General features: G+C 45.2%; 24 protein-coding genes and 1 tRNA gene. 14 read left to right on the top strand and 11 right to left on the bottom strand.

Features of this window, described 5'->3' with window-relative positions:
* Positions 1-134 precede the first annotated feature (134 nt).
* Together asnB and CTT30_RS03550 are read left to right on the top strand one after the other, a co-directional pair.
* On the top strand, positions 135-1799 hold the full coding sequence (asnB, locus tag CTT30_RS03555; protein WP_252036057.1) for an asparagine synthase B: 1665 nt from the start codon (positions 135-137) through the stop codon (positions 1797-1799).
* Between the two features lie 347 nt (positions 1800-2146).
* Complete coding sequence (locus CTT30_RS03550; protein ID WP_239867426.1) at positions 2147-3538, top strand: peptide MFS transporter; 1392 nt, start codon at positions 2147-2149, stop codon at positions 3536-3538.
* A gap of 84 nt (positions 3539-3622) precedes the next feature.
* Here CTT30_RS03550 and CTT30_RS03545 read toward each other — a convergent pair whose 3' ends face one another.
* Positions 3623-6274 carry a beta-N-acetylhexosaminidase gene (locus CTT30_RS03545; protein WP_252036056.1) on the bottom strand — a complete coding sequence of 884 codons (2652 nt, stop codon included), beginning with the start codon at positions 6272-6274 and terminating at the stop codon, positions 3623-3625.
* Positions 6275-6675: 401 nt separating this feature from the next.
* Here CTT30_RS03545 and CTT30_RS03540 point away from each other — a divergent pair, with 401 nt between their 5' ends.
* Positions 6676-7545, top strand: a complete 870-nt coding sequence (locus CTT30_RS03540; RefSeq protein ID WP_252036055.1) for a TraB/GumN family protein — start codon at positions 6676-6678, stop codon at positions 7543-7545.
* Between the two features lie 135 nt (positions 7546-7680).
* Here CTT30_RS03540 and CTT30_RS03535 read toward each other — a convergent pair.
* Positions 7681-7757: transfer RNA gene (locus CTT30_RS03535), tRNA-Pro, on the bottom strand.
* Positions 7758-8114: 357 nt separating this feature from the next.
* Between CTT30_RS03535 and CTT30_RS03530 the strand changes: the two genes are divergently transcribed.
* The 3 genes from CTT30_RS03530 (at position 8115) to rluF (ending at position 10155) form a co-directional block, all read left to right on the top strand.
* Positions 8115-8255 (top strand): DUF3149 domain-containing protein, encoded by a 141-nt coding sequence (locus CTT30_RS03530; protein ID WP_006959603.1) that lies wholly within the window; start codon positions 8115-8117, stop codon positions 8253-8255.
* A 156-nt stretch (positions 8256-8411) separates the two neighbouring features.
* Positions 8412-8993, top strand: a complete 582-nt coding sequence (gene smrA / locus CTT30_RS03525) for a DNA endonuclease SmrA (RefSeq protein ID WP_252036054.1) — start codon at positions 8412-8414, stop codon at positions 8991-8993.
* 127 nt (positions 8994-9120) lie between these two features.
* Positions 9121-10155 (top strand): 23S rRNA pseudouridine(2604) synthase RluF, encoded by a 1035-nt coding sequence (rluF, locus tag CTT30_RS03520; RefSeq protein ID WP_252036053.1) that lies wholly within the window; start codon positions 9121-9123, stop codon positions 10153-10155.
* Between the two features lie 60 nt (positions 10156-10215).
* Here the strand turns inward: rluF and upp are convergent, their stop codons facing one another.
* A complete protein-coding gene (gene upp / locus CTT30_RS03515; RefSeq protein ID WP_239837531.1) occupies positions 10216-10842 on the bottom strand; it encodes a uracil phosphoribosyltransferase in 627 nt (208 codons plus the stop codon).
* Between the two features lie 178 nt (positions 10843-11020).
* Here upp and purM point away from each other — a divergent pair, with 178 nt between their 5' ends.
* From purM to CTT30_RS03490, 5 genes are all read left to right on the top strand, one after another.
* Positions 11021-12061 carry a phosphoribosylformylglycinamidine cyclo-ligase gene (purM, locus tag CTT30_RS03510; protein ID WP_239837530.1) on the top strand — a complete coding sequence of 347 codons (1041 nt, stop codon included), beginning with the start codon at positions 11021-11023 and terminating at the stop codon, positions 12059-12061.
* A 3-nt stretch (positions 12062-12064) separates the two neighbouring features.
* The gene (purN, locus tag CTT30_RS03505; RefSeq protein WP_239867412.1) at positions 12065-12706 is read left to right on the top strand and encodes a phosphoribosylglycinamide formyltransferase; all 642 of its coding nucleotides are present in this window, start codon (positions 12065-12067) and stop codon (positions 12704-12706) included.
* Between the two features lie 115 nt (positions 12707-12821).
* Entirely contained in the window at positions 12822-13472 is a 651-nt protein-coding gene (locus CTT30_RS03500; protein WP_252036052.1) for a tellurite resistance TerB family protein, read from the top strand.
* 126 nt (positions 13473-13598) lie between these two features.
* Complete coding sequence (locus CTT30_RS03495) at positions 13599-13805, top strand: YaeP family protein (RefSeq protein ID WP_252036051.1); 207 nt, start codon at positions 13599-13601, stop codon at positions 13803-13805.
* Complete coding sequence (locus CTT30_RS03490; RefSeq protein WP_006959611.1) at positions 13805-13996, top strand: DUF4250 domain-containing protein; 192 nt, start codon at positions 13805-13807, stop codon at positions 13994-13996. The genes CTT30_RS03495 and CTT30_RS03490 overlap by 1 nt, the downstream gene beginning before the upstream one ends.
* 57 nt (positions 13997-14053) lie before the next feature.
* On the opposite strand, the gene CTT30_RS03485 is transcribed toward CTT30_RS03490, so the two are convergent.
* Positions 14054-14404 carry a DUF3622 domain-containing protein gene (locus CTT30_RS03485; RefSeq protein WP_239867408.1) on the bottom strand — a complete coding sequence of 117 codons (351 nt, stop codon included), beginning with the start codon at positions 14402-14404 and terminating at the stop codon, positions 14054-14056.
* A gap of 166 nt (positions 14405-14570) precedes the next feature.
* The gene (gene purL, locus CTT30_RS03480; protein WP_252036050.1) at positions 14571-18467 is read right to left on the bottom strand and encodes a phosphoribosylformylglycinamidine synthase; all 3897 of its coding nucleotides are present in this window, start codon (positions 18465-18467) and stop codon (positions 14571-14573) included.
* A 329-nt stretch (positions 18468-18796) separates the two neighbouring features.
* Between purL and mltF the strand changes: the two genes are divergently transcribed.
* Both mltF and CTT30_RS03470 read left to right on the top strand, forming a co-directional pair.
* Positions 18797-20317: a membrane-bound lytic murein transglycosylase MltF gene (mltF, locus tag CTT30_RS03475; protein ID WP_252036049.1), complete on the top strand. Its 1521-nt coding sequence runs from the start codon at positions 18797-18799 to the stop codon at positions 20315-20317.
* A gap of 211 nt (positions 20318-20528) precedes the next feature.
* On the top strand, positions 20529-20663 hold the full coding sequence (locus CTT30_RS03470) for a hypothetical protein (protein WP_255906193.1): 135 nt from the start codon (positions 20529-20531) through the stop codon (positions 20661-20663).
* A gap of 45 nt (positions 20664-20708) precedes the next feature.
* Here CTT30_RS03470 and tadA read toward each other — a convergent pair whose 3' ends face one another.
* From tadA to CTT30_RS03440, 6 genes are all read right to left on the bottom strand, one after another.
* Positions 20709-21215 (bottom strand): tRNA adenosine(34) deaminase TadA, encoded by a 507-nt coding sequence (tadA, locus tag CTT30_RS03465; RefSeq protein WP_252036048.1) that lies wholly within the window; start codon positions 21213-21215, stop codon positions 20709-20711.
* Between the two features lie 145 nt (positions 21216-21360).
* Entirely contained in the window at positions 21361-22920 is a 1560-nt protein-coding gene (locus CTT30_RS03460) for an AbgT family transporter (RefSeq protein WP_252036047.1), read from the bottom strand.
* A gap of 276 nt (positions 22921-23196) precedes the next feature.
* Positions 23197-23628 carry a type IV pilus modification PilV family protein gene (locus tag CTT30_RS03455; protein ID WP_239876433.1) on the bottom strand — a complete coding sequence of 144 codons (432 nt, stop codon included), beginning with the start codon at positions 23626-23628 and terminating at the stop codon, positions 23197-23199.
* Complete coding sequence (locus CTT30_RS03450; protein ID WP_252036046.1) at positions 23618-24910, bottom strand: hypothetical protein; 1293 nt, start codon at positions 24908-24910, stop codon at positions 23618-23620. Before CTT30_RS03450 ends, CTT30_RS03455 begins: the two co-directional genes overlap by 11 nt.
* A 1-nt stretch (position 24911) precedes the next feature.
* Positions 24912-25463 (bottom strand): pilus assembly protein PilW, encoded by a 552-nt coding sequence (locus CTT30_RS03445; protein WP_252036045.1) that lies wholly within the window; start codon positions 25461-25463, stop codon positions 24912-24914.
* 77 nt (positions 25464-25540) lie between these two features.
* Positions 25541-26047: a GspH/FimT family pseudopilin gene (locus CTT30_RS03440; protein ID WP_252036044.1), complete on the bottom strand. Its 507-nt coding sequence runs from the start codon at positions 26045-26047 to the stop codon at positions 25541-25543.
* 88 nt (positions 26048-26135) lie between these two features.
* On the opposite strand from CTT30_RS03440, the gene CTT30_RS03435 reads away from it, so the two are divergent.
* Complete coding sequence (locus CTT30_RS03435; RefSeq protein WP_252036043.1) at positions 26136-26573, top strand: type IV pilin protein; 438 nt, start codon at positions 26136-26138, stop codon at positions 26571-26573.
* The last annotated feature ends 12 nt before the right edge of the window (positions 26574-26585 follow it).

Genomic DNA, 26585 nt, shown 5'->3' with positions numbered 1-26585 from the left:
AAATCAAGGCTAATGTTAGATAAAATTTAACAACAACCTTGTTAGTTAAACTTTTTTATCAGTGAGTGTTGATTTTTTTAATCAAAATGGCAAATTGAACTCAGCAGATTAAATAAGGTTTATAAGGAAGTTGTATGTGTTCTATCTTCGGTATTCTAGACATCAAAAGTGATGCTCAGTCCCTTCGCCCTGTAGCGCTAGAAATGTCTAAGAAACTTCGTCATCGTGGCCCTGACTGGTCAGGTATCTATTCTTCAGACAAAGCCATTCTCGCTCATGAGCGTCTTGCTATTGTTGGATTAAATAGTGGAGCACAACCTCTGTATAGCGCTGATAAAAAGCACATCCTTGCGGTAAACGGTGAAATCTACAACCACAAGGAAATCCGTGCACGTTATGAAGGTAAATACGATTTTCAAACCGACTCTGACTGTGAAGTCATCCTAGCGCTTTACCAAGATATGGGCGCTGACCTTCTCGAAGAACTCAACGGTATTTTCGCATTCGTTCTGTATGATGAAGAGAAAGACACCTATCTCGTCGGTCGTGATCACATTGGTATCATTCCGCTTTACCAAGGTTACGATGAACACGGTAACTACTATGTCGCATCTGAAATGAAAGCATTGGTGCCAGTCTGTAAAACCGTCAGCGAGTTCCCTCCTGGTTGTTACTATGGAAGTGGTGATGCAGAGCCTCAACGCTACTACATCCGTGACTGGAATGAGTACGCTGCAGTCCAAGGCAACTCCACCAGCAAAGAAGAGTTGACTGAAGCACTTGAAGCTGCAGTTAAGCGCCAGCTCATGACAGACGTGCCTTACGGTGTGCTTCTCTCTGGCGGCTTGGACTCTTCTATTACTTCAGCGGTAGCAAAACGTTTTGCGGCGATGCGTATTGAAGATGATGAGAAGTCCGAAGCATGGTGGCCACAACTGCACTCATTTGCGGTCGGCTTAGAGGGTGCGCCTGACTTAAAAGCAGCGCGAGAAGTGGCAGACAAAATCGGTACTGTTCACCATGAGATGACTTATACGATTCAAGAAGGTTTAGACGCAATTCGTGACGTTATCTACCATATCGAGACTTATGACGTAACAACCATCCGTGCTTCGACACCTATGTTCCTTATGGGTCGTAAAATTAAAGCAATGGGTATCAAGATGGTGCTTTCTGGTGAAGGTGCCGATGAAATCTTCGGTGGCTACCTCTACTTCCACAAAGCACCAAACGCAAAAGAGTTCCACGAAGAGACGGTTCGTAAGCTGCTTGCTCTCAACATGTTCGACTGTGCACGCGCGAACAAATCACTTGCGGCATGGGGCGTTGAAGGTCGAGTGCCTTTCCTAGACAAAGAATTTATCGATGTGGCAATGCGCCTAAACCCAGAAGATAAGATGTGTGGTAACGGTAAGATGGAGAAACACATCCTGCGTGAGTGTTTCGAACACTACCTACCAGATTCAATCGCATGGCGTCAGAAAGAGCAGTTCTCTGATGGTGTCGGATACAGCTGGATCGATACGCTTAAAGAAGTGGCTGAAGCAAAAGTCTCTGATCAGCAAATGGAAACGGCTGCCTACCGCTTCCCATACAACACGCCGACAACAAAAGAAGGCTATGTATACCGTGAAATCTTTGAAGAACTATTCCCGCTTCCATCGGCGGCAGAATGTGTCCCTGGCGGCCCATCAGTCGCTTGTTCTTCAGCTAAGGCGATTGAATGGGACGAGTCATTCAAGAACATGGCTGACCCATCAGGCCGAGCTGTTCAGAGCGTTCACAACGACTCATACTAACCAAACTTAAAAGAGGCTCATTGAGCCTCTTTCTTATTTCACAACAAACTTCTTCAAATACTGCAAAGCAATCAGTTTGCTCACTTACTAGCCACCCTTTCTCAGCGCAGCCCACTTCTCTTTTTTTCAGATATGACAGCATATTGTAAAAATCATAATCTCGATTTTGCAAACTAAGTTTATGGTACGTTATTTTCAGCAATTAAAAGCCATTATTTCTTTTATTTCAAACGGTTACAACAAAACCATAAGCATGACTAATAAATAGAGCCATTGCAGATAGATCTACTACGGAGTATATGTAGAAAGCAAATAAAATTCTTTAATAACAAACATTAGTAATATTTATGTCAAACCAACATCAACAATTCTTTGGACACCCTCGTGGCTTGTTCCTTTTGTTCGGTACCGAACTTTGGGAACGCTTTTCTTACTACGCAATGCGTGCAATCCTTGTTCTTTACCTTACCGATGCAACACTTGACGGTGGTTTAGGCTGGTCGACTAAAGATGCTTTGGATCTCTACGGCATCTATACTGGACTCGTTTACATCACTCCCCTTATTGGCGGATGGCTAGCCGATAACTACCTCGGACAACGCCGCTCTATTCTTATTGGTGGCGCTTTAATGGCCGTCGGCCAATTCACCTTAGCCATGCCAGCAGATATGTTGGGGCTAGGTACCGTACACACCTTTTACCTTGGCCTTGCGCTTTTAATAGCGGGTAATGGCCTATTTAAGCCAAACATCTCAACCATGGTGGGTGACTTGTATCAGGAAGGCGATAACCGACGCGATGGAGCGTTTACCATTTTTTACATGGGTATCAACATAGGCGCGCTACTAGCAGGAGTTGTCGCGGGCTCTGTTACCAATGAATTTGGCTGGAAGTCTGGCTTTGTTGTCGCGGGTATCGGTATGCTCATCAGCCTGATCATGCAGATGAGCCTCGCTCAGTCATGGCTTGGGGACATTGGCCGCGAGCCTGCAGCCAAGAGAGATTTGGCCCTCAAAAAATCCTCTAAGAAAGAGCCATTAACGAAAGAAGAATTTGACCGCATCAAAGTTATTTTGGTGATGAGCCTGTTCACTATTGTCTTCTGGGCTGGCTTTGAGCAAGCGGGTGGTCTGATGAACATCTACACCCAGCAATATACAGATCGTATGATTGGCGGCTTCGAAGTACCTGCGGCTTGGTTCCAATCACTTAATCCATTCTTCATCATTACACTTGCTCCTTTACTTGCAGTACTTTGGGTCAAGCTTGGGAAACGAGAGCCAAACTCACCCGTCAAATTTGCTCTCGCTATGTTCTTCCTCGCACTTGGTTTCCTATGTATGGTCGGTGCGGTAATTGAACAAGGTGGTGATACCACGGTGAAAACCTCCATGCTATGGCTAGTTGGCGCTTTCTTCTTCCATACCCTCGGTGAGCTTTGCCTGTCTCCAATCGGTTTGTCATTAGTGACTAAGTTAGCCCCGCTCCGCCTCGCTTCTCTGATGATGGGCGCGTGGTTCGGCTGTAATGCGATTGCTAACTATGTCGCTGGCTATGTTGGCTCACATGTTGGCGAACTTGGCGCATTTGCTATCTTTAGTGGCATCGCGGTAACCGCAATCATATCTGGTGTCATTTTGCTCTTGTTCTCAAACACACTGGTTCGTTGGATGCACGGCGCAGAATCTCCAATCAGCAATGCTGAGCAAATCGAAGAGCAGCAAACTCAAATCGCTTAATCGCAGCTTCATATATGAAAACGCCCGACCTATCATAGATCGGGCGTTTTTGTTTGCTTTTCCCTCTATCGGAAAGGGAGAAAATCACTTCACGCTAGTCACGCGGCTTACTCTCTCGCCTGTATCAGACACAGAGCGGATGAAGACTTCACCTTTCACATTTGGACGAGCATTATCTGCGTAAGTTAGCCAGTTCTTGCCGTCTAGAGAGTATTGAAGCTTGACACCAGGGAACTGAACGTTCATTGCAAGCGTTCCATCTTCTACTTTCGCACCAGGTACAGGTAGGCGGTAGTCGATACCTGATTTCTCTAGCTTAGCCAGTTCACGTTGGCCAAGTAAGTTCGCAAAGCGGTTGTAGTCTTGGTTTAACGCAGCTTTGTCTACTAGGTTAGAATTTTGCGAGTATTCAACACCCACTTTGTAGTCGTTTTCCCAATCAGCACGGTGCCATGCACGCTCAGCGGCTGCTAGTACGCGAGGGAATACCATGTACTCGTATTGCTCGTCGTTACGTACTGTCTCAGACCAAAGTTGTGCTGATAGACCGTAGAAAGGTTTCGCTTCTATTTCACCTTTACCAGTAAAGCCATTGCCATCACGGTCTACAGAGGTTTCTGCGTTCTGAGGCATGTTCTCTGGTGCAAAACCAAACATCTTACGAGTATCTGTTGCACGCGTTGCCCAGTAGTAACCACGCTCTTTCGGGTCAACTTCGTATGGCATGTCCATGTAAACGTAGTCTGGGTTAGAAACGATCACGTCGTAACCTTTCTTGGACCACTCGTACACTGATGATGTGCCACCCCAGTAAAGAACGTCCCAGAAGTTAACACGTGTGTTTTCTGTAGCGAACGCTTTCTCACCTTCACTGTACTTAAGGCCATCTTGCCAAGCTTGGAAGTTTGGAATGCCCTTCTCTGCAACAATCTTAGACACTTCTTGTGCAAAGTAGCTTGGTAGATGAGCAAAGTCGCTTACCGTACCGTCTGCAATAAGTGTCTGACATTGTGGAGATTGTGCGAATGGCTTGTCTTGTTTAGACAGGTCAATCGTACCCTTCCAGCTTACTTTGTCTTCAGCGTTCACATCTTGGAAACCAGCGCCTAGCTTGATGTTTTTCGCTTCGTCACCCCCGAAATGCCATGTTGTTAGTGGCGTGCCCGCTTCTTGGTGCATCGCTGCTACTTCTGAAATCACTTTATCAACAAAGCGAGTTGAAGATTCCATACATGGGTTAATGAAGCTTTGCTTGTTGTAGAACTGAACCGTGGTTACGTTCGATGTATCTTGAGGATCCATCAGGCGGTATTCATTCGCTTGTGCTTCTTTACCTTCTTCCATTAGGCGGTCGTAACGTGCTTCCATTGATACCACGGCTGCACGAGCGTGCGCTGGCATATCGATTTCAGGAATCACTTCAATGTTACGCGCTTTCGCGTATTTCAAGATGTCCACGTAATCTGCTTTGCTGAAGTAGCCAGAGCCAAAGTTATCTGATGTTGAACCTGAGCCAAGCTGAGGCAGTAAACAGCTTTTCTCTTCCAAATCGAAACAACGGTTAGCACCCACTTCAGTCAGCTCAGGCAGGCCCGGGATTTCTAAACGCCAGCCTTCATCATCCGTTAGGTGAAGGTGTAGTTTGTTCATCTTGTACGCGGCCATTTGGTCAAGCGTTGCAAGAATTGCGTCTTTAGAGTGGAAGTTACGAGCCACATCCACCATCACACCACGATAATCAAAACGCGGCGCATCTTTAATAGACAGTTGTGGTAGAGAATCAGCATTTTGACTATCTACCAGGCCAAAGAGTGATTGTACTGCGTAGAAAGCACCTGCTTGGTCGAACGCTTTAATCACAATACCGTCGCCTTTGATGCTCATTTCGTAAGCACCAGATTTTGCCAACTCACCGCTGAAGTCTGCAGGAACAACAGTGATACCTACAGGAAGGGAGCCTTGAACGTCCACACCTACCACTTCGCCGCGTGTTTGAATTGCCGCGTATTGAGTCGCATCGAATGCGTCTTTAGGCAGAGCGATACCCGAGGCTATATCTACTGTGCCTTTACCTGCTTCAACAGACAGTGGCGTTGGTAGTAACGTGGTTGATACATCTTGTTTTGCTAGGTCTTGGTTCTTCTCGAAACGAGACACAGCGTTTGCAAATACGTTGTTGTCATCTGGCGTACGTTTTAGGTTGTTACCCTCAAGGCCAGTCACGAAAGAGGCAACGTCTTCTGTGTTAAGAGAAGCGATCATCTTAGGCTCTGCATTTGGTGCAGTAACAAACGCACCTGGCATGAAGTCAGTTTCAAATAGCTGCCAGTATTCAACAACAATAGGAAGCACAACCTCTTCACCCGCAGCAAAACCATCAAACTTATCTGTCGGTTCTAGTTTGTGTAGGTCACCCGTAACGCGAGAGATTTTGAACTGTTCGTTTTCAACATCCAGAATCAGACGAATGCTGTGGAAGTAAATAGCCCAATCTTTAGAGTCAACCGCTTGACCTTGGTTAACTAGCGTCATGTTTACTTTGTTACAAGAAGCCCATTCTGCGCCCAACTCTTGGCATGCAAGGCCTTCATTTGCGCCGTGGTTAGTTAGTATTTCATACTGAATATCAAGGTTATCCGCAAGCGTGTTAACCGTAGATTGCTCCGTTGACGTAAAAGACGAACACCCAGCTAAAGTAGCAACAACAGAGGTTGCTAGAAGATTTTGTTTAAACATCTGACTTACCCCGAAATGTAAATTAAGCCAACATCAGTTGGTTCTTAAACTAAGATGCAAACAACATATCGCGAGTTATTTCCAGCCGTAAAATTAATTGTTTTCTAAAGTGATCTTGTTCAAAGAGAAACAATTGAATAATTTAAAAAAACAATTAAAACAAAGATTTAAATTAGACGTCAAAATCGACATGACTGATTTAACGAAATTACTGAGAATTGGATCACGCCAAACAATAACGCTAACTAATAAATCATGACTCAGCTCACATGACAGTCTTGGTCAGATTACGCTAAGCTTGGAATGAAAATGAAAAAGTGTGATTTTAAGCTCAATTTACTCTCGTTAAATCACGTTAAAAAATCTGGTTTCAACAAATTTTCCGTAAGGTAACTCCCTCCATGCATAAATTGTGGCTACTGTTTTTCACACTGACTATTTCGGCTTCCTCTCAGGCGGAACCACTTTACTGGCAAGCACAGAAAGACAATCTCAATTATCTTATCCTTGGTTCAGTCCATGTCGGGGATGAAAGCATGTACCCACTGCCTCAAACAATCACTGAACGACTAAAGTCAAGTGACGGGTTAATCATGGAAACAGACATACGTAAAACACAGGGGGTCAGCTACCCGCCCGTGACGTTACTAACCCAAGATGTCCTGAGCCCAGCACAGCAAAGCGAGCTTAAAGGGATAGCTAACCTACTTAACATGGATCAACAACAGTTGATGCAGTCCCCGCCATGGGCAACCGCGCTCGCATTACAGATGAAACAAATCGAGTACTTCGGCTACCAAGCCGCTTATGGCATCGATACTCATTTGATGTACAAAGCGACTGTCCAAGACATTCCTGTCATCAGTTTGGAAACGCCACAATTTCAAATCGATCTGTTAACGGGTCAAAAAGAAGCCGGTAAGGAATTGCTGCTCAGTGCAATCGAGGAATTTGACCATTCAGAAGATGCCACTCACTGCCTGATAGAAAGTTGGAAAGCGGGTGATTTGGATAAATTAAACGAATTCGCCAGCCTGACAGAAATGTCTCCAGAATTCGAACAGAGTTTTATGACCCAAAGAAACATCGACTGGGCGGAACAACTATCAGAACCAAGCTGGTCACCTAAACGCAAAGGCTCTTACGTGATGGTTGTCGGTGCATTACATCTAGTTGGTGAGCAGAGTGTTTTGGATTTGCTCAAAGATAGTGGCTTTAAGGTATCACAACTTTCGCAGAGTAAGGCCGCGAACTGTGAGTTTGAATATTAGTCGTTGCAGCAATAAGTTTGCTGTTGAAAAGAGAAAGCTAGATCCTAATATCAGACGAACCCCATTCGGATTCTAACCCTGTTATCCATGCTCTAAAACGACGAAAGCCTGCTTTAGAAGCAAGCTTTCTTAATGTGGTCGGTGAAGAGGGATTCGAACCCCCGACCCTCTGGTCCCAAACCAGATGCGCTACCAAGCTGCGCTATTCACCGAAAATTTTTGCTAGGATTTCGCTGCATCAGAGGGTCGTCCTCTACTCCCGCTATTCCTAACCTCAGGATGCGTTATCAAGCTACGCTAATCACTGAGACGTTTCTTCGAGCTGATTGCCCGTTAACGAAGGCGTATATTACGGATTCTGATCGTTAACGCAAGCCATTTTACTAAGTTTTTTTACATTTAGGCTTGTTTGACTAAAACACCACCAATGGGTGATAAAATGTGAGCACAAACACAGCACAAGAAACAAATACGCAACCAAAACCATACAATTGATCCAGATCAGTGCCGGTATTGTAACCGTCTATTAATTTAATCCATGTCATCACTATTTTGGATTTGGAGGAAACATGGACTTTTGGCTGAATCTCCTGTTTGGTAATGCAGTTGGACTATCTTCAATGCTAGTCATCTTTGGGGCTTTAGGTCTTATGCTTTTTTATGGCGGTTACTTCATATACAAAGTAATGAACGACAAATCTCCTCACTAGATCGCTTAGCCCTATTTTCGAATAGAGTATCGCTATGCACCGAAGTAGATTCTTTGTCTACTTCGGTTTTTTACTTTCAGCATTAGAAATTTCTGCTCTATTATCCGTTGTCATGGGTATAATACAGTTACTCATTCCCTACTCTGAGATGCAGTTATGTCTCACGATGATGATTTCGCCTTATTCCAAGAAATGATGGGAGATGTTAAGCCCATCCAACATGATACAGCCGAACATAAAAAGCACCATCAAGTCACCGAAGCACAACTCGCAAAGCGTGAAGCCGCCATTTGGCTAACCGAAGACGATCCCGAGTATTTGTCTGTTGACCATGCTCCCATGCTTAAACCTGAGGATATTATCGAGTTTAAACGCGATGGAGTGCAAGAAGGTGTGTATCGCAAGTTACGCTTAGGGAAGTATCCTATTCAAGCCCGCTTAGACTTACACCGGCATACGTTAAAACAAGCCCGTGATGAAGTAGTAAAATTCCTCAAGCAATGCATACAAATGGATATTCGCACCGTGGTTATTGTCCATGGCCGCGGTGAGAAATCTAACCCACCAGCATTAATGAAAAGCTATGTCGCACAGTGGTTAGAACAAATTCGTGACGTACAATGCGTTCATAGCACACAGCGCTTTCATGGTGGTACCGGTGCCGTTTATGTCATGCTACGTAAAAGTTCAGAAAAAAAACTCGAAAATCGAGAACGTCATCAAAAGCGTCTTGGTTAACCACTATATCTTCTAGGTAATATTAAACTTACTCAGATGACATAACAGTGCTAAAATGTTCAGGCAGCCTAACGGGCTGCTTTTTCATTTCCAATTAATGCCGTTGTGAAACGTTAGAGAGAACAACATGTCACAAGATGCCAAACGCCTAAACAAATTCATTAGTGAGACCGGTTTTTGCTCACGCCGAGAAGCTGATCGCCTAATCGAACAAGGTCGTGTCACGATTAATGGCAAAATCCCTGAAATGGGGACTAAAGTTCTATCGGGCGACGATGTTCGTGTCGATGACAAGCCAATCAGCGCCGCCACAGACAAGCCTATTTATATCGCTTTGAATAAGCCGACTGGTATCACCTGTACCACTGAACGTGATATTCCCGGCAACATTGTTGATTTCATTGGCCACAAGAAGCGTATCTTTCCTATCGGTCGTCTAGACAAACCATCTGATGGCTTGATCTTTCTGACCAATGACGGTGATATCGTCAATAAGATCCTCCGTGCCGGCAATAATCACGAAAAAGAGTATGTTGTTCGTGTCGATAAACCGATTACCGAACAGTTCATCAAAAAAATGAGCTCAGGTGTCGATATTCTCGATACCAGGACGTTGCCATGTAAGGTCACTAAAGAGACTAAATTCTCTTTTCGTATTGTCCTCACACAAGGCCTTAATCGCCAAATCCGTCGTATGTGTGAAGCACTGGGTTATGAGGTTTTCAAACTTCGCCGAGTTCGTATCATGAATATCACCCTCGATGGAATCCCAAATGGCCAGTGGCGCTACCTCAGCGATGACGAGATCAGAGAAATTCTCGCAATGTGTGAGTCATCGAGTGGAACGGAAGACGCTTCAAAAGTAGATGCACGCGGTCATAACATTCGCAAAGCGACTGACGCCAAGCTATTTGACAGTCGTGAAGAGAATCAGGAATCGAAAGCAAGGCGCAATCAAAAACAGCGCACATTCAAAGGCAAAAATGCCGAAGAATTTCGCCATGCCCCTAATTCGAAAAAAGGGCGGGGAGGAAAATCAGATTCCAAATCTAAGCCAAGCACCAACAAAGGCAAAAGCGTCTACAAACCAAAGTCAGATAAACCCGCTCAGCGACCATCTGACAAGCCTCGCACTGGCGGCACATTAAGTTTAAAGAAATAACTTGTCCTATAAAAACGGGAGCCAGCTGGCTCCCGTTTTTATTTGCTGAGATACTTCAATTTATACCGTACCGAAGATCTTATCGCCTGCATCACCAAGACCAGGAACGATGTAACCTTTGTCATTTAGTTTTTCATCAATGGCGGCAGTAAACAGTTCAACATCTGGGTGAGCTTTCTCTAGCGCTTCAATACCTTCTGGCGCTGCAACTAGAACTAAGACCTTAATCGCTTTACAGCCTTGCTCTTTTAGCAGGTCGATCGTAGCGATCATTGAACCGCCCGTGGCAAGCATTGGGTCTACAACCAGCGCAATACGCTCATCAATATTAGATGTTAGCTTATTAAAGTATGGTACTGGCTCTAGTGTTTCTTCATCGCGGTAGATGCCAACAACACTGATACGCGCACTTGGCATATGTTCAAGCACGCCATCCATCATGCCAAGACCAGCACGTAAGATAGGTACAACCGTCACTTTCTTACCTTTAATCTGGTCTACTTCTACCGGCCCATTCCAACCTTCAATGGTTACTTTCTCTGTTTCAAAGTCTGCAGTTGCTTCGTAAGTCAGTAGGCTACCGACTTCAGTTGCTAGCTCACGAAAGCGCTTAGTGCTGATCTCACCTTCTCTCATTAGACCCAGTTTGTGTTTAACAAGAGGGTGTTTTACTTCAACAACTTTCATTTCCATCTCCGGATACATAGGTGATTTTTAAACAAACCTTCAGATTATAAACGATTTCGTTCTCAAATTCTTGCGCTAGAACAAAAGAAAAAACCAGCGCAAACGTTTGCTATATTGGTTTATCCGCTGTTAGAATAGCGCCGATTTCATATCCAACTTTCAAACTGAGGACTTCCTTGTGAGTGCTGATAACACTTCTCTTAGCTATAAAGACGCTGGCGTAGATATCGATGCAGGTAACGCACTTGTTGATCGCATCAAAGGTGCCGTTAAACGTACTCGCCGCCCTGAAGTAATGGGTGGTATTGGTGGTTTTGGTGCCTTGTGTGAGCTACCAACCAAATATAAGCAGCCGGTACTGGTCTCAGGTACTGACGGGGTTGGAACCAAACTTCGTCTTGCTTTGGATATGAAAAAACACGACACCATAGGCATCGACCTTGTCGCTATGTGCGTAAATGACTTGATTGTGCAAGGTGCTGAGCCACTGTTTTTCCTCGATTACTACGCGACAGGCAAACTGGATGTTGATACTGCGGCAGACGTTGTTTCCGGTATCGCTGACGGCTGTGTACAAGCCGGTTGTGCGCTTATTGGTGGTGAAACTGCTGAAATGCCTGGCATGTACGAAGGGGAAGACTACGATGTAGCGGGCTTCTGTGTTGGCGTCGTAGAAAAAGAAAATGTTATCGACGGCAGCAAAGTCGCGGCAGGCGATGCGCTTATCGCGGTAGGTTCAAGTGGTCCTCACTCAAACGGTTATTCACTCATTCGTAAGATTCTCGAAGTATCGGGCGCAGATAAGAATGAAGAGCTAGCAGGCCGTACTATCGGCGAACATCTGCTGGAACCAACAAAGATTTACATCAAATCGGCGCTAAAAATGATTGAAGCGCACGACATTCATGCAATTTCTCACATTACTGGCGGTGGTTTCTGGGAAAATATTCCTCGCGTACTGCCTGAAGGCACCAAAGCTGTTATCGATGGCAATAGCTGGGAATGGCCTGTGATTTTCAACTGGCTGCAAGAAAAAGGCAATGTGACCACTCACGAAATGTACCGCACATTCAACTGTGGTGTTGGTCTAGTTATTGCGCTGCCAAAAGAACAAGCAAACGCGGCAGTGGCGTTGCTTGAAGCAGAAGGTGAGAAGGCATGGGTTATTGGTGAAATCGCTGATGCCAGTGCTGATGAAGAACAAGTAGAGATCAAATAAATTATGAAGAGTATTGTTGTTTTAGTTTCAGGAAATGGTTCGAACTTACAGGCGATTATTGATGCTTGTGAAACCAAGATCAGTACTGGCCGAGTGACCGCTGTTTTTTCAAACAAAGCAACAGCTTATGGCTTGGAGCGAGCTAAGAAAGCAGGCGCAGCAGCCCACTTTTTGGATCCAAAATCATTCGATACCCGCGACGCGTTTGATCATGAATTGATGAAGCAAATTGATGAATACAAGCCAGATGTCATTGTTCTCGCAGGGTACATGCGCATCTTAAGTGGTGAATTCGTTCGCCACTATAGAGGCCGAATGATCAATATCCACCCTTCTCTACTACCGAAATACCCAGGTCTGAACACCTACCAGCGAGCCATTCATGCTGGTGATGAAGAGCATGGGACAAGCGTTCATTTTGTCACTGAACAACTGGATGGTGGCCCGGTGATCCTACAGGCTAAAGTGCCCATCTTTGATGAAGACACGGTTGAAACACTTACAGAACGAGTACAAACTCAGGAACATAAGATTTATCCTCTGGTCGTGCAATGGCTGGTTGAGGAACGCTTGATCATGAAAGACGAAAAAGAAGCTTACCTTGATGGTAAGTTACTTGGAATTCATGGGTACGCTGAAGAATAGTATCAGCCGTGCAAACTCTGCGATCAAAGGCGAGCTCTGTGCTCGCCTTTTTGCTTCTATTAATCTTCAATTCATATTGACTCAGTTAGTCTGAACAAAACTAAGGAGGTCCAGAATGGATTTAAAAAGTTTATTGAATCAGGCTCTAAACTCAGATCTTGTTCGTCAAGGCCAACAGAAAGTGCAACAGCAATCTAGCTCTGGAGCGCTAAAATCTCTTGGAGCAGGTGCAGTGGGTGGTGGCTTAGTCAACCTACTCATGGGGTCTAAAAAAAGTAAAAAGCTTGGCAAAAAAGTCGGTAAAAATGCACTTAAAATTGGAGGCGCAGCGGCTCTAGGGGCGCTGGCTTATACCGTTTACAATAATTGGCAAGGCAAGCAAAAAACAACCTCAGTACAAGAAGATTTTAATGCCAACGATACTATTCATAACGAGCTCATCATCAAAGCTATGATTGCCGCTGCAAAAGCAGATGGTCATGTCGACGCAGAAGAAATGCAGCGCATAGAGTCCACACTGAAAGAAGCTGGTGCGGATGCTGGGTTACAAACCATGCTCCACAATGAGCTAAACAAACCTCTCGATCCAAGCGAAATTGCTCGACTCGCTCAGTCACCACAACAAGCTTCAGAGATTTATCTCGCGTCTCTAATTGTTGTCGATGAACAGAATTTCATGGAGAAAGCCTATTTGCAGGAGCTAGCCAAACAGTTACAACTGGCGCCGGAGGTAACTTTCCAGCTTGAGCAACAACTGCAAGACTAAGCCAAAGCGAACAAAAATCCAGCATCGCTGCCTTGAGTTTGAGCCAGAACAAACCGTTGCTTTGAGTTTCAATCACAGCCTGTGTATATTTGAGAGCAGTTCTCATTTAATTATTAGGTTAACAACATGAAAATATATGATTGCTGCGACTTGGTTCGCGAGCTCTATGCGCAAATTGGCAGTGGCGATCAGGCCTATGTGCCTAAAGCGATTGCTTGTTCACTACGCGCGTTAAACGATATTGCAGCGGATATCAGCCTCCCGCAACATGTAAGAGACAAAGCGGCATTTGCAGCAGCGAATCTGCTGATTTCAGATTTCGAGGATCAATAATGAACTTAGCGAACTTTGAAACGATGGATCCAATCATGCTGATGAGCATCGTCAACATGAAGCTACGAGATGACTTTGGTGGTGATTTAGATAAGCTGGCTACGTATTTTGATATCGATAAGTCAGCACTAGAGACTAAACTCGCTTCCGCAGGTTTTGATTTCCTCCCAGAAGCAGGACAATTTCGCTAATCAAAGCGTTATCGGATATAAAAACCGCCTAAGTAGGCGGTTTTTTATTAGAATTGATTACTCTTCGTCGAAAAAATCATCTTCATCATCTAATTCAGCTTGCGCTGCCGCTGTGCGCTTCGCTTCTTCGTAACGTGCCTTCTTTTCAGCGGCTTCTTGCGCTAGACGCTCTTCACGCTCAACACGAACTTTACGTGCTTCACCTTTACGTTCGTTACGGGCCGCTTGGTTTTGGATGAAACCCGCTAGCTCTTTCTCCGCCCACTCTTGCGCTAAAGCTTCTGTTTCAAAGCCAGCTTCACGCTTAGACACAGATGTTTTACGTGATGTCACTTGACGAGTGATCTCTGCACACCAACCATTACGCTTTTCAGTCACACGAATGGCAAATTTTTTGTTGTTCGACATATTCATTTCCTAAGGGATTCTAATAGAGTATTGAGGGATTTAGCCATCCCTTGGCAAGCGCGGTATTAGAGCGTAAAAAAGAGCCGTTGGCTATAGATTTTTCAACAAATAAAAAGCGCAGACTTTTCGGTCTGCGCTTTTACTTTTCAATAACAGCTAATACCTGTTAACCGACATTCTTACGTGCGTTTTGGAACATACGCATCCAAGCACCGTTCTCGCCCCAACCTTCTGGAGACCATGAGTTCGCCACAGTGCGGAATACACGCTCTGGGTGAGGCATCATGATAGTTACGCGGCCATCTTGAGTCGTTAGACCTGTGATTGCGTTTGGCGAACCGTTCGGGTTGTTCGGGTATTGCTGTGTTGGGTTACCGTGGTTGTCCACGTAGCGAACGGCCACTGTACCTGATGCTTCAATCGCGGCTAGGTGGTCAGCATCACGCACTTCTACGCGACCTTCACCGTGAGACACTGCGATTGGCATACGAGAACCTGCCATGCCGTCGAAGAATACAGAGTCAGATTTCTGAACTTCCACTAGGCTAAAGCGAGCTTCAAAGCGCTCAGATTCGTTACGAACGAAGCGTGGCCATAGATCTGCACCTGGGATTAGCTCTTTCAGGTTTGATAGCATCTGACAGCCGTTACACACACCTAGAGAGAAGGTATCTTCACGCTGGAAGAAGCCTTGGAACTGGTTACGAGCTTGCTCGTTGAACAAGATAGATTTCGCCCAACCTTCACCTGCGCCTAGTACGTCACCGTAAGAGAAACCACCACAAGCCACTAGGCCTTGGTACTCTTCTAGAACGGCTTGACCAGTTAGGATATCGCTCATGTGAATATCAGTTGCTTCAAAGCCTGCACGGTCAAACGCTGCTGCCATTTCAACGTGAGAGTTAACACCCTGCTCACGCAGAATTGCCATCTTAGGTTTAGCACCTTTAGCAATGTAAGGTGCTGCAATGTCTTCGTTTACATCGAAGCTTAGTTTAACGTTCAGACCTGGGTCAGAATTGTCTTTCTTCGCTTCGTGCTCTTGGTCAGCACATGCTGGGTTATCACGTAGAGCTTGCATCTTATGCGTTGTCTCAGCCCAGATAGTACGTAGTTCAGTACGGTTACGCTCTAGAACCACTGTCTCACCAGAAGTGATCACCAGCTCGTCAGACGCTTCTACAGAACCGATTACGTGTGAACATGCCTCAAGGCCGTTTGCAGCTAGCGTTGAAAGTACAGCATCTAGGTCGTCATTCTTAACCTGAAGCACTGCGCCTAACTCTTCGTTAAATAGAACTGCTAGAGCGTCGTCACCTAGTGCTTCAATATTCGCTTTAACACCACAGTGACCTGCGAATGCCATCTCAGCAAGAGTAACGAATAGACCGCCATCGCCCTTATCGTGGTAAGCCACGACTTGATCGTTCGCAACAAGTGCTTGAACGCCTTCGTAGAAACCTTTTAGCTGGGCTGCGTTATCTACGTCTGCTGGCTTATCACCAAGCTGCTTGTAAACCTGTGCTAGAGCCGTTGCACCTAGACGGTTTTGACCGTTACCTAGGTCGATTAGGACAAGGCTAGTATTGCCTTTATCTGTGCGAAGCTGAGGTGTGATTGTCTTACGAACATCTTCAACACGAGCAAACGCCGTGATGATTAGAGATAGCGGAGACGTTACTTCTTTCTGTTCGCCATTCTCTTCCCACTTGGTCTTCATCGACATTGAGTCTTTACCCACGGGGATAGTCAGACCAAGTGCTGGACATAGCTCTTCACCCACCGCTTTCACCGCTTCGTAAAGACCTGCGTCTTCGCCCGGGTGGCCAGCTGGAGACATCCAGTTTGCAGACAGTTTAATGTGTTTGATATCACCGATGTTAGTCGCTGCGATGTTCGTGATTGCCTCACCCACCGCTAGACGAGCTGAAGCACCGAAATCTAGTAGAGCAACTGGTGTGCGCTCACCCATCGACATCGCTTCACCGTGGTAAGTGTCGTAGCTTGCTGCGGTTACTGCGCAGTTAGCTACTGGAACCTGCCAAGGGCCAACCATTTGGTCACGTGCAACAAGGCCAGTAACGGTGCGGTCACCGATAGTAATAAGGAATGTTTTTTCTGCAACCGTTGGAAGGCGTAGAACGCGATCCACGGCTTCGTTCAGCTCGATGCCGTCACGGTTAACCGCCGGGTTGTTTGCTTTTAGCGTTTTCGCATCACGGTGCATCTTAGGCGTCTTACCAAGAAGCACATCCATTGGCATGTCAATTGGCGTGTTGTCGAAGTGTGAATCTTCAAGTTTCAGTTCACGCTCTTCTGTTGCCACACCTACGACTGCGTATGGTGCACGTTCACGCTTACAGATCGCATCGAATACTTCCATGTTCTCTGGCGCAACTGCCATTACGTAACGCTCTTGAGATTCGTTACACCAGATCTCAAGTGGGCTCATGCCCGGCTCGTCGTTTGGTACGTCACGCAGTTGGAAGATACCACCACGCTCGCCATCGTCTACAAGCTCAGGAAGTGCGTTAGAGATACCGCCCGCACCTACATCGTGGATGAATGCGATTGGGTTCTGTTCACCAAGCTGCCAACAACGGTCGATCACTTCCTGACAGCGACGCTCCATCTCTGGGTTTTCACGCTGTACTGAAGCGAAATCTAGGTCTTCAGCTGATTGACCAGATGCCATTGAAGAAGCAGCACCACCGCCAAGACCGATGTTCATTGCAGGACCGCCAAGAACGATTAGGCTTGCACCGACTGGGATCTCTTTCTTCTGTACGTGCTCGTCACGGATGTTACCCATACCACCAGCAATCATGATTGGTTTGTGGTAACCACGAACCTCTTCACCAGCGTGAGAGTTCACTTTTTCTTCGTAAGTACGGAAGTAACCTAGTAGGTTAGGACGACCAAATTCGTTGTTAAACGCCGCGCCACCCAATGGGCCTTCTAGCATGATATCTAGTGCGTTAACAATGCGGCCAGGCTTACCGAAGTCTGTTTCCCATGGCTGTTCAAAACCAGGAATACGTAGGTTAGAAGTCGTAAATCCAACAAGACCGGCTTTTGGCTTACCGCCAATACCTGTTGCGCCTTCGTCGCGGATTTCACCACCAGAACCTGTAGATGCGCCCGGCCATGGAGAAATAGCCGTTGGGTGGTTGTGCGTTTCCACCTTCATTAGAATATGGGCTTTCTCTTGGTTGTAACCGTACTGGCGAGTTTCTGGATTCGGGAAGAAACGACCAACCTCTGAACCGACCATTACTGCTGCGTTATCTTTGTAAGCGGACAGCACGTTATCTGGTGTCGTTTCGAATGTGTTTTTGATCATCTTGAACAGAGACTTCTCTTGCTTAATGCCGTCGATAGTCCAGTCTGCGTTGAAGATCTTGTGACGACAGTGCTCTGAGTTCGCCTGGGCGAACATCATTAGCTCGATGTCTGTTGGGTTACGATCGAGCTTATTTACGAACGCATCGTAAAGGTATTCAATTTCATCGTCTGCAAGTGCAAGACCTAGGGTAACGTTTGCGTTTTCAAGCGCAGCACGACCACCAGAAAGTAGGTCAACGTCAGCTACAGGTGCTGGCTCTGCCACTTGGAAAAGTGCATTCGCTGAGTCAAAGTCAGCAAAAACCACTTCCATCATGCGATCGTGGATAATTGCTTTTAGCTCAACCAATTGAAGCTCAGTTAGCTCTGCAGATGTTTCAACGTAGTACGCTGTACCACGCTCAAGACGAACCACCTTGTCCAGACCACAGTTATTTGCGATGTCTGTCGATTTTGATGACCAAGGAGAGATAGTGCCTGGACGAGGCGTAACTAGAAGCAGCAGACCAGTTGGCTCATGCTCTTCAATAGTTGGACCGTAAGTCAGTAACTTTTCTAACTTCTCAACTTCAGATGCGTCTAGATCTGCCGTTAGATCAGCAAAGTGGGTAAATTCAGCGTAAATACCTGTTACTGGCAAGCTCAATTCACGACAAAGCTCTAGAAGCTTGTTAACACGAAATTCAGATAGAGCTGGGGAGCCACGAAAAATTCTCATGTACTTAGGTCTCTTATGCAATTGGTTAAGGTCTACTGACCTGAGGTGATATTGGAATAAATTCAGTGGGTTAGGCTGTTTTACTTCGAAGCTATTCCCTAGAATTCTAAAACCTATGCCGATTCCACCTCTCCTTTGCGGGCGCATTATAAAGGATTTATTTTTGTGATGTAACACCAAAAGCAACCGTTTGCGTCATTTTTTTCATCAAATTTGAATTACCGCAAAAATCCTAATTTTAAATCTTTAACCCGAACTCACTCTGATTGTCTTGCCTTGTTATGACACTTTGATATAAATGCCCTACTGGAAGTATGAGAATGATGTGAATGAAGAAGCATTACTTGAACTGTTGGACATCAATTAGCGCCTTGCTGTTTGCTGTATTGATGTTATCCGGCTGTCAAATTGAATCAGAGCCTAAAAGTGATTTAGACCAAATACGCGAGCGTGGCGTATTGCGTGTCGGCACCTTGAACAATCAGTTGTCTTACTATATTGGTCCCGATGGCCCTGCGGGATTGGATTATGAACTGGCTCGTGAGTTTGCCAATGAGCTAGGCGTACAACTGGAAATGAAGCCGGCCTACCGAATCTCATCGCTCTACCCTGCACTGGCCAAAGGCGAAATTGATATTATTGCTGCTGGCTTAACTCAATCTGCTGAGCGTATGGAGCGATTCCGTCCCGGCCCTGCTTATTATTATGTCAGCCAACAAGTGGTCTACAAAAAGGGCCAATGGCGACCACGTAATTTAGAACAGCTTCTCAGTAAACAACCTGATCAAATTGAAGGGGAAGATGATCAACCTACCCTAAAAATCGTTAGTGATTCACATGTGAAGCAGACTCTGAACGCCATAAAGCAAGAAGCCTATCCTGACTTTGCATTTGAAATAGATCCTGAAGCGGAGGTAAGCGATCTCCTTAAACAGGTATCTGATGGTGATCTGATGTTCACTATCGCCGATTCCGTCGAAGTATCCCTATCGCAGCGAATCTACCCTGATATTGCATTAGCCTTTGAACTCACAGAAGATCAACCCATCTCTTGGTTTGTTCGCCGTTCAGAAGATGAAAGCTTATATGCATTGATGATTGAATTCTTTGGTTACACCAAACAATCAGGCCATCTCGCCTCACTTGAAGAAAAATATATTGGTCATATCGGCAGCTTTGATTATGTTGACACACGCGCATTTATCCGTGCCCTTGACTCCAAACTGCCTAAATGGTCACCGTTATTTAAAAAATATTCTGAAGAGTTTGACTGGCGTTTAGTGGCTGCGTTGGCTTATCAAGAGTCACACTGGAATCCCCGAGCTAAGTCCCCAACGGGTGTTCGTGGCATGATGATGCTGACATTACCCACCGCTAAAAGCGTCGGGGTCACAAACCGACTTGACCCTAAGCAATCAGTACGAGGAGGCGTAGACTACTTGCGTCGTATGGTTTCTCGTATACCCGATTCTGTCGATGACCATGAAAAAATCTGGTTTGCTCTCGCTTCTTACAATGTTGGCTACGGTCATATGATGGACGCAAGGAGACTAACCAAAAGACAAGGGGGCAATCCGGATTCATGGGCCGATGTAAAAGATCGCTTGCCATTACTACGCCAGAAAAAATACTACAGCCAGACTCGATATGGCTACGCTCGCGGTGATGAAGCAAGAAACTACGTCGAGAACATTCGCCGTTATTACCAAAGTATTATCGGTCATGTGGAGCAACAAACGGCAGATAATAGCGACATCAGTATAGACGACCTTGCCGTCATCGAAGTGCCGGAAAGTTCAGTCTCTTCAGCTTCAGCCAGCTCAGCGGCAGCACCAACAAATCAAGAGTAAAAGCCAGCTTTCAAGTGTACTATCGCTGTTTAGTGATTATGCACTTGAATTCTTGCGTGCTTACCCACACATAGTCTCGTAAGCTAGCGATCTTGCAAACATTATTAAAACAGTAACAATTGGCTGGTAAAAGACGAGTTACTCAAGGTAATCAGTACCTTCGAATAAGAAAGCCATAATTCAGATATAACTCATAGTAGGAGGTTGTTTTATGAGTAGACGTAAAATGCGGTCAAAACGCCTTAATAAAACGGTGGCAGCAAACCGCCGTAAGAGAATGCTCAGTAACAATAAGAAGAAAGTAATTGCTCGTCATCGAGCCTTCATGCAGCTAATTTGCGCATAATCCTAGCAAGCACCTAGACACAGGTGTTTGCTAGAGTCTTATCCTTCATTCAAAACGCTTTGCCTGTTTCTGCGCTTTGTTCTCTTTACGACGACGCTTAAAGAATGCTTGCAATTGCACTCGACACTCTTCTTCCAATAATCCAGCTTCAATATCCGCGTAGTGATACGCTGCCTGGTGCTCAAACAAATTAAGTACTGTTCCAGCTGCTCCCGCTTTTAAGTCTGGAGCGCCGAACACGATACGTTTGACTCTGCTATGAAGCAAAGCTCCGGCACACATTGGACACGGCTCCAGCGTCACATATAAGGTTGTATCAAGGAGACGATAATTCTCCAAAACTTGGCCTGCTTTACGCAGTACCTGCATTTCTGCATGTGCCGTTGCATCATGATGACCAATAGACTGATTCCAACCTTCAGCAACCACTTCTCCGTCCTTGACCAAGACAGCACCAACAGGTACTTCTCCCTCTAACTCTGCCTGAGCAGCAAGCGCCAGCGCACGTCGCATGAAGAATTCATCTTGAGAGGAAAACTGAGAATCTGACACTTAAGGCTCCAAAATCTAACACAGATGAAGTGGGAGTATGATTCTACCCATAACCCCACGAGAGTAAAAGAGCGCTCAATTACCACTACAAAATAAAAAAGCGCCAGTCTCTCAACCGGCGCTCATCAATCCTCATGCTGTCAACTTACATCGTATATGTGTAAGGAGCTTGAATGCCCAGTGGGATACCCAGTGCCCAGTATGCCACTAGGAAAATAGACCAACCGATCAACATTGCAATTGAGAATGGCATCATTAGAGATGCTAGAGTACCAATACCAGTCGACTTCACGTAGCGCTGACAGTAAACCACGACGAGAGGGAAGAAGACCATCAGAGGTGAGATAATGTTCGATACAGAATCACCAACGCGGTATGCCGCTTGAGAAAGCTCTGGCGAAATACCTACAGCCATTAGCATTGGTACTAGAATTGGACCAATTAAAGCCCATTTGGCAGAAGCAGAACCAATTAGCAGGTTTACAGAAGCCGTCAACAGAATCATGCCGATGATCGTTGCTTCACCCGGAAGGTTCATTGCTTTCAGACCTTCTGCACCGTATAGCGCTAGCATAGTACCAATATTCGACTGTGCAAATGCAGCCAGGAACTGAGCACAGAAGAACGACATAACAATGTACGCACCCATTGTCGACATAGTGTCCGCCATCGCTTTAATGATGTCGTTACTGGTCTTAAATGTCCCCGAGACTTTACCATACACATAGCCTGGAATGATGAATAAAATGAAGATCAATGGAACAATTGACTTCATTAACGGCGCGGTAAACGCTGTAATTTCACCTTCAGGAGAACGTAATGCCGAGTTTTCAGGGATAATAGCTGCGATTAATACAGCAATACCTGCCAGCATCGCCCAACCCGCATAGCGGAATGCTTTTGACTCAAGTTCAGTGAAAGAACCTAGATCTGGTGCTTTTTCTGCATCTTCGTCGATTGGCGTTTTCGCTAGGCGAGGTTCGATGATTTTTTCTGTTACGTACCAACCAATCGCCACAATGATGATTGAAGATAGACCAGTAAAGAAAATATTCGCAAGTGGGTTTACAACGTATTCAGGATCAAGAACCTGTGCTGCAGTTTGTGTGAAACCAGCGAGTAGTGGGTCGATACCCGAAGGGATAAAGTTTGCAGAGAAACCACCCGATACGCCAGCGAATGCTGCAGCGATACCCGCTAATGGGTGACGACCAGCCGCATGGAAAATGATACCACCGAGTGGAATAACAAGAACGTAACCTGCATCCGCCGCGGTGTGCGAAACAATCGCAACCAGAATAAGCATTGGAGTAAGTAGCTTAGCTGGAGTGAAGTTAAGCATCTTCTTGAGGCCTGTGGTAATAAAGCCTGAAGAATCCGCTACCCCTACACCAAGCATCGCAACCAGTACGATACCTAGAGGCGCAAAACCAGTGAATGTTGTCACCATATTCGCGAGGAAGCTTGCTAGAGATTCGCCGGTTAAAAGGTTGTTGATTGCAAGTGCTTCGCCAGTGCGTGGGTTTAACAAATCAAACGAGACGTTTGAAAGGAGAGCAGACGCAGCCCAAGTAATAACTAGAGCCCAGAAAAACAAAATAGCAGGATCTGGGATCTTATTACCCGCGCGTTCAATAAAGTTTAAAAAGCGATCCATACCACTCGGCTTGTTGGATGGCGCTTGATTTACAGCTTGGTTACTCATGGTAACTCCATATGTGATGTTGTTGCCTTAGGTCTGTAATGATTGTTGTAGCGACCTATTATTCAACGACACATTTTATTAAAAGCGCCTCTAAAAAGCACAAGGTTCCACAATTTTTTCCATATTTGGAGACATATTTTGCAAAACTGGCGTTATCACGCAACAAAGTAAAAACAACAATCGCCCATAGATTGAAACAGGTTTGAAACCATTTTGAAAAAAATAGAGAACACTAACAGGTAAACACTCAACAACCAACATTGAATATAAAACAAACTACATAGCAAACTCATTGAACTCAGAGACAAATGTTGTTAACTCAATAGATTGATTTTTCCCATAACGATCTTGCCAACAGACAGCAACGCTAATGAGTTGAGTTTCGATACCATTCAGCACAATAGACTTGGAGTCACACTGTAGTTGAAACTCTTCTTCTAATGAAATCTGGCAACGTTCAAGAGTAAAGCAGGGATCTTGATTTATCGTATCAAACGAATAATTTTGGGGCTCCACAACTGAACTGTGACTGATAAAATACTCAAGCTGTGACTCTGCTAGATAAAGCGCTTTTGTCGCCTGATTAGCCCAATCTGATTTCGTCTCTATATAGGTATGCAGTTTTACTAAACCAATAGCGCTACTACTTACAAGAAATAGCCCAATTAATACTTCAATCAAGCTCACACCTTTTTGATTAGAAATCATACCAACTTCCTCTCACCCATAGCGTTTGATGGTGCTTTCTAGCCGGGCTGGCTGTTATATCTTGATTAAACTCGGTATCCAAAGAAGTATCGATTAACGCATAACGCTCAGGTACATCTAAAATCAAACCACCAATCGGATAAAAACTCCCACTCTGAAAGTAACTTACCCGCTCTTTTTCAATAGCGACAACAGAAGACAGTGCATCTATGGTTTGGGTTAAGTTTACAGATAATTCGTCATTTTCAATCGTTTCCAAACCAGCGTCGTCAAGAGCGGAATCATCAGAGACAAAATGATAAACCAGAGCCTTCAACGCTTGATGGCCTGACACTGCAAACGCTCCGTTATGCAAAACTAAAACCAAGCCTCCGGCCAAGTAGGTGTCGATAGCACCATTGATTGTTTGTAGATCATCTGATGTCAGTTCACAGCTTCCATAGACCCAGATAAATTCATGAGAAGCCTTAATAAGCTCACTGATCTTTTCACCACAGTCTTCTATCACTTGAGGAGCAGGCAAGTCGCTGGCGTTTGCTGGTAAGAAGCTCGCTAAAGACGATGGAACGTAACCAAATAACCCTGTGTCTGACATCACGTCAAACCAGTGATTACGTGAAACGTTAAAGACTTCTTTAAAGGGGTCAAGATTCTCATGCAGGGCGAAATCATCTTGAGTAGAAGAAAGTTGCCAGGCAAACCCAGTATAATTTTTGTCGGCACAATGCTGCTGATTTTCAACCTCTCCCAAAGGAAAATAACGAGGAAGTACAGCCCTTTGTTTGGGTTGTTTAGAGGAGTAACTCTGAGCATAAACCTCGTTTTGATACCGGAGTGATACACATGCCCACTCGTTCTCACTGACTTTATCTCCATGATGCGGGGCAAGGTTTAACGAACCGTATACATATAGATGAGCAGTGGTTGTCATTGCGCTTTTAATTTGTAGCTCTGGCAGGAAAAATGCCTTACTCAAAGTAAGAAAACCACTTGATGAGCGGATCTTATGTGGTGTTCCCGTTTCTATTTCCAGTCCATCCAAACCAAGCCAACCTTGGCAACCATTTAAACTTTCAGGAATCAGACCTTCACTTGATACACTAGCAAATGCACACTCTAAACCTCCTTCAGCAAGCCAGTGAGCTGTGCGGCTGTCGAGCTCATTATTACTCCGCTTTACCTGATAAAATACGCCTTTATAACTCCCCATAATGACCATCAAGGTCACCGAGAGTAACAGGCAGGTCATCACAATCAACGCCGCTCCACTTTGTTTCTTCACCTCACCAGTTCCTCGTTTTGACAGAAAAACCCAGTGATTGCGTAATTTGCGGTTGATCCACTAACTGGGTTGAAAGAACGACACTCACAAGTTCTGAAGAGATAGACAGGCCCACCAAGGGCTCAACATTCAACTCAAATACTTCAATAGCGATACGTCGACTATCAAACAAAGTGTTACAAGTATTGCCAAAATAATTCGTAAAGCTCTCTGCTTCTACGACAGACATAACGCGTGACAATTTCTTCTCACAAACTCTGAGGATCTGCTCAGATTGTCTATCTCTTTGATAAACAACATTTGTGTATGCATCCTCATCGTCAGCATTCCCTGAAAGGTAGGCGTAAGCAATTAGACTCATTTGATTATCATGCCTGATATAATAAGTTTGTGCCGCGCCGGATAGCTTAAGGCTAGAACCCATACCTCCGCTGTAGCCAGCCCGATGTAAGTCCTGCTTCATCATTTGAAGAACACTATTGGTGCTTTGGAGTAGCATAAGTTCGTTAGCTCGATAAACCGCTGTACGCTGATGATGGATCAACATGCTCATCACCACACTTATCACTAGTATGCTAAGCGAGGCAGCAACAAGGAGCTCGAGCAAACTCCCCCCTCTCTGCCGATAAATCAGCATACTTCGTAGCCCAAGTAAGTCTTATTTGGAGAACAAACACGAACAATAGCAGAGCGAAAGTGCGTTCTTAGCTCAAGAACTAGCTCAGGTTGCTGGCCAGGATAGAAAGTAAATCGGCCACTTTTAGGACGGCCATGGGTTGCATCAAAGCTGATTTGATTCGAGCTATACGTTGTGTCTAGTTTAATCCCTGAAAATGAAGCCCCAGACAAACGCATTAATACCACCCCTTGGAACTCCTTTTTGTTATCAGTTAATTCCAGCGCCCATTCTCCGCTAACGGTTAACAAGTGAATCCATAACGGTTGGCGGCGCAAAACAGCTTGAGATTTAGCCATTACGACAAGTCCATTCAACTCTGTCGCTAGCCTAGCCATTTTGGCGGTATTAGAAACGGAAACAAAGCTAGGGAGTGCCCATAGCGCGACCACGCAGACTACCGATAAAACAACCAACACTTCTATCAATGTAAAACCACGAGGCATTTCCCAAACTCTCATGTAACACTCACAAGGTTCAAAACCATACTTGGTTCGATGCTACCACTGAGAAACAATGCCCAGATGCAAAAGAAAAGAGGGATTCGGAGTGTTCGGTGAAAATCGATGTAATCAGAGTAAACAAAGTCCAAATGGAATGACTTTGCTCGAACTGTTGGTGGTAACAGTCGTGATAGTGATTTTATCTGCTATCGCTTACCCAAGTTATTTGGACTTCGTGCGTCAATCTCATCGGACAACGGCCATCTCTGACTTAGCGCGAATCCAACTGGAGTTGGAATCGAACTACAGCGGACAATATCAATGGAGCCACATCGTATCTGAAGGCCAATGCACTCTATGCCTGTCTGACCAAAACCGCTTTATTTTTTCTATCACTAGCGGAGCAAGCACCGCATATACGATCAAGGCTACCGCTCAAACAAGCAGCCAGCAACATCTCGATACCTGCCTAATAGAGAACAACATTGATTACATCAGCTTAGACGCAAAAAACATAGAGTTTCCTGCGTCTTGTTGGGAATAAAAAAGCCTGCAC

The sequence above is a fragment of the Vibrio coralliilyticus genome (assembly GCF_024449095.1).
Taxonomy (GTDB): Bacteria; Pseudomonadota; Gammaproteobacteria; order Enterobacterales; family Vibrionaceae; genus Vibrio; species Vibrio coralliilyticus_A.
This window is presented reverse-complemented; position numbering and strand designations above follow the sequence as displayed.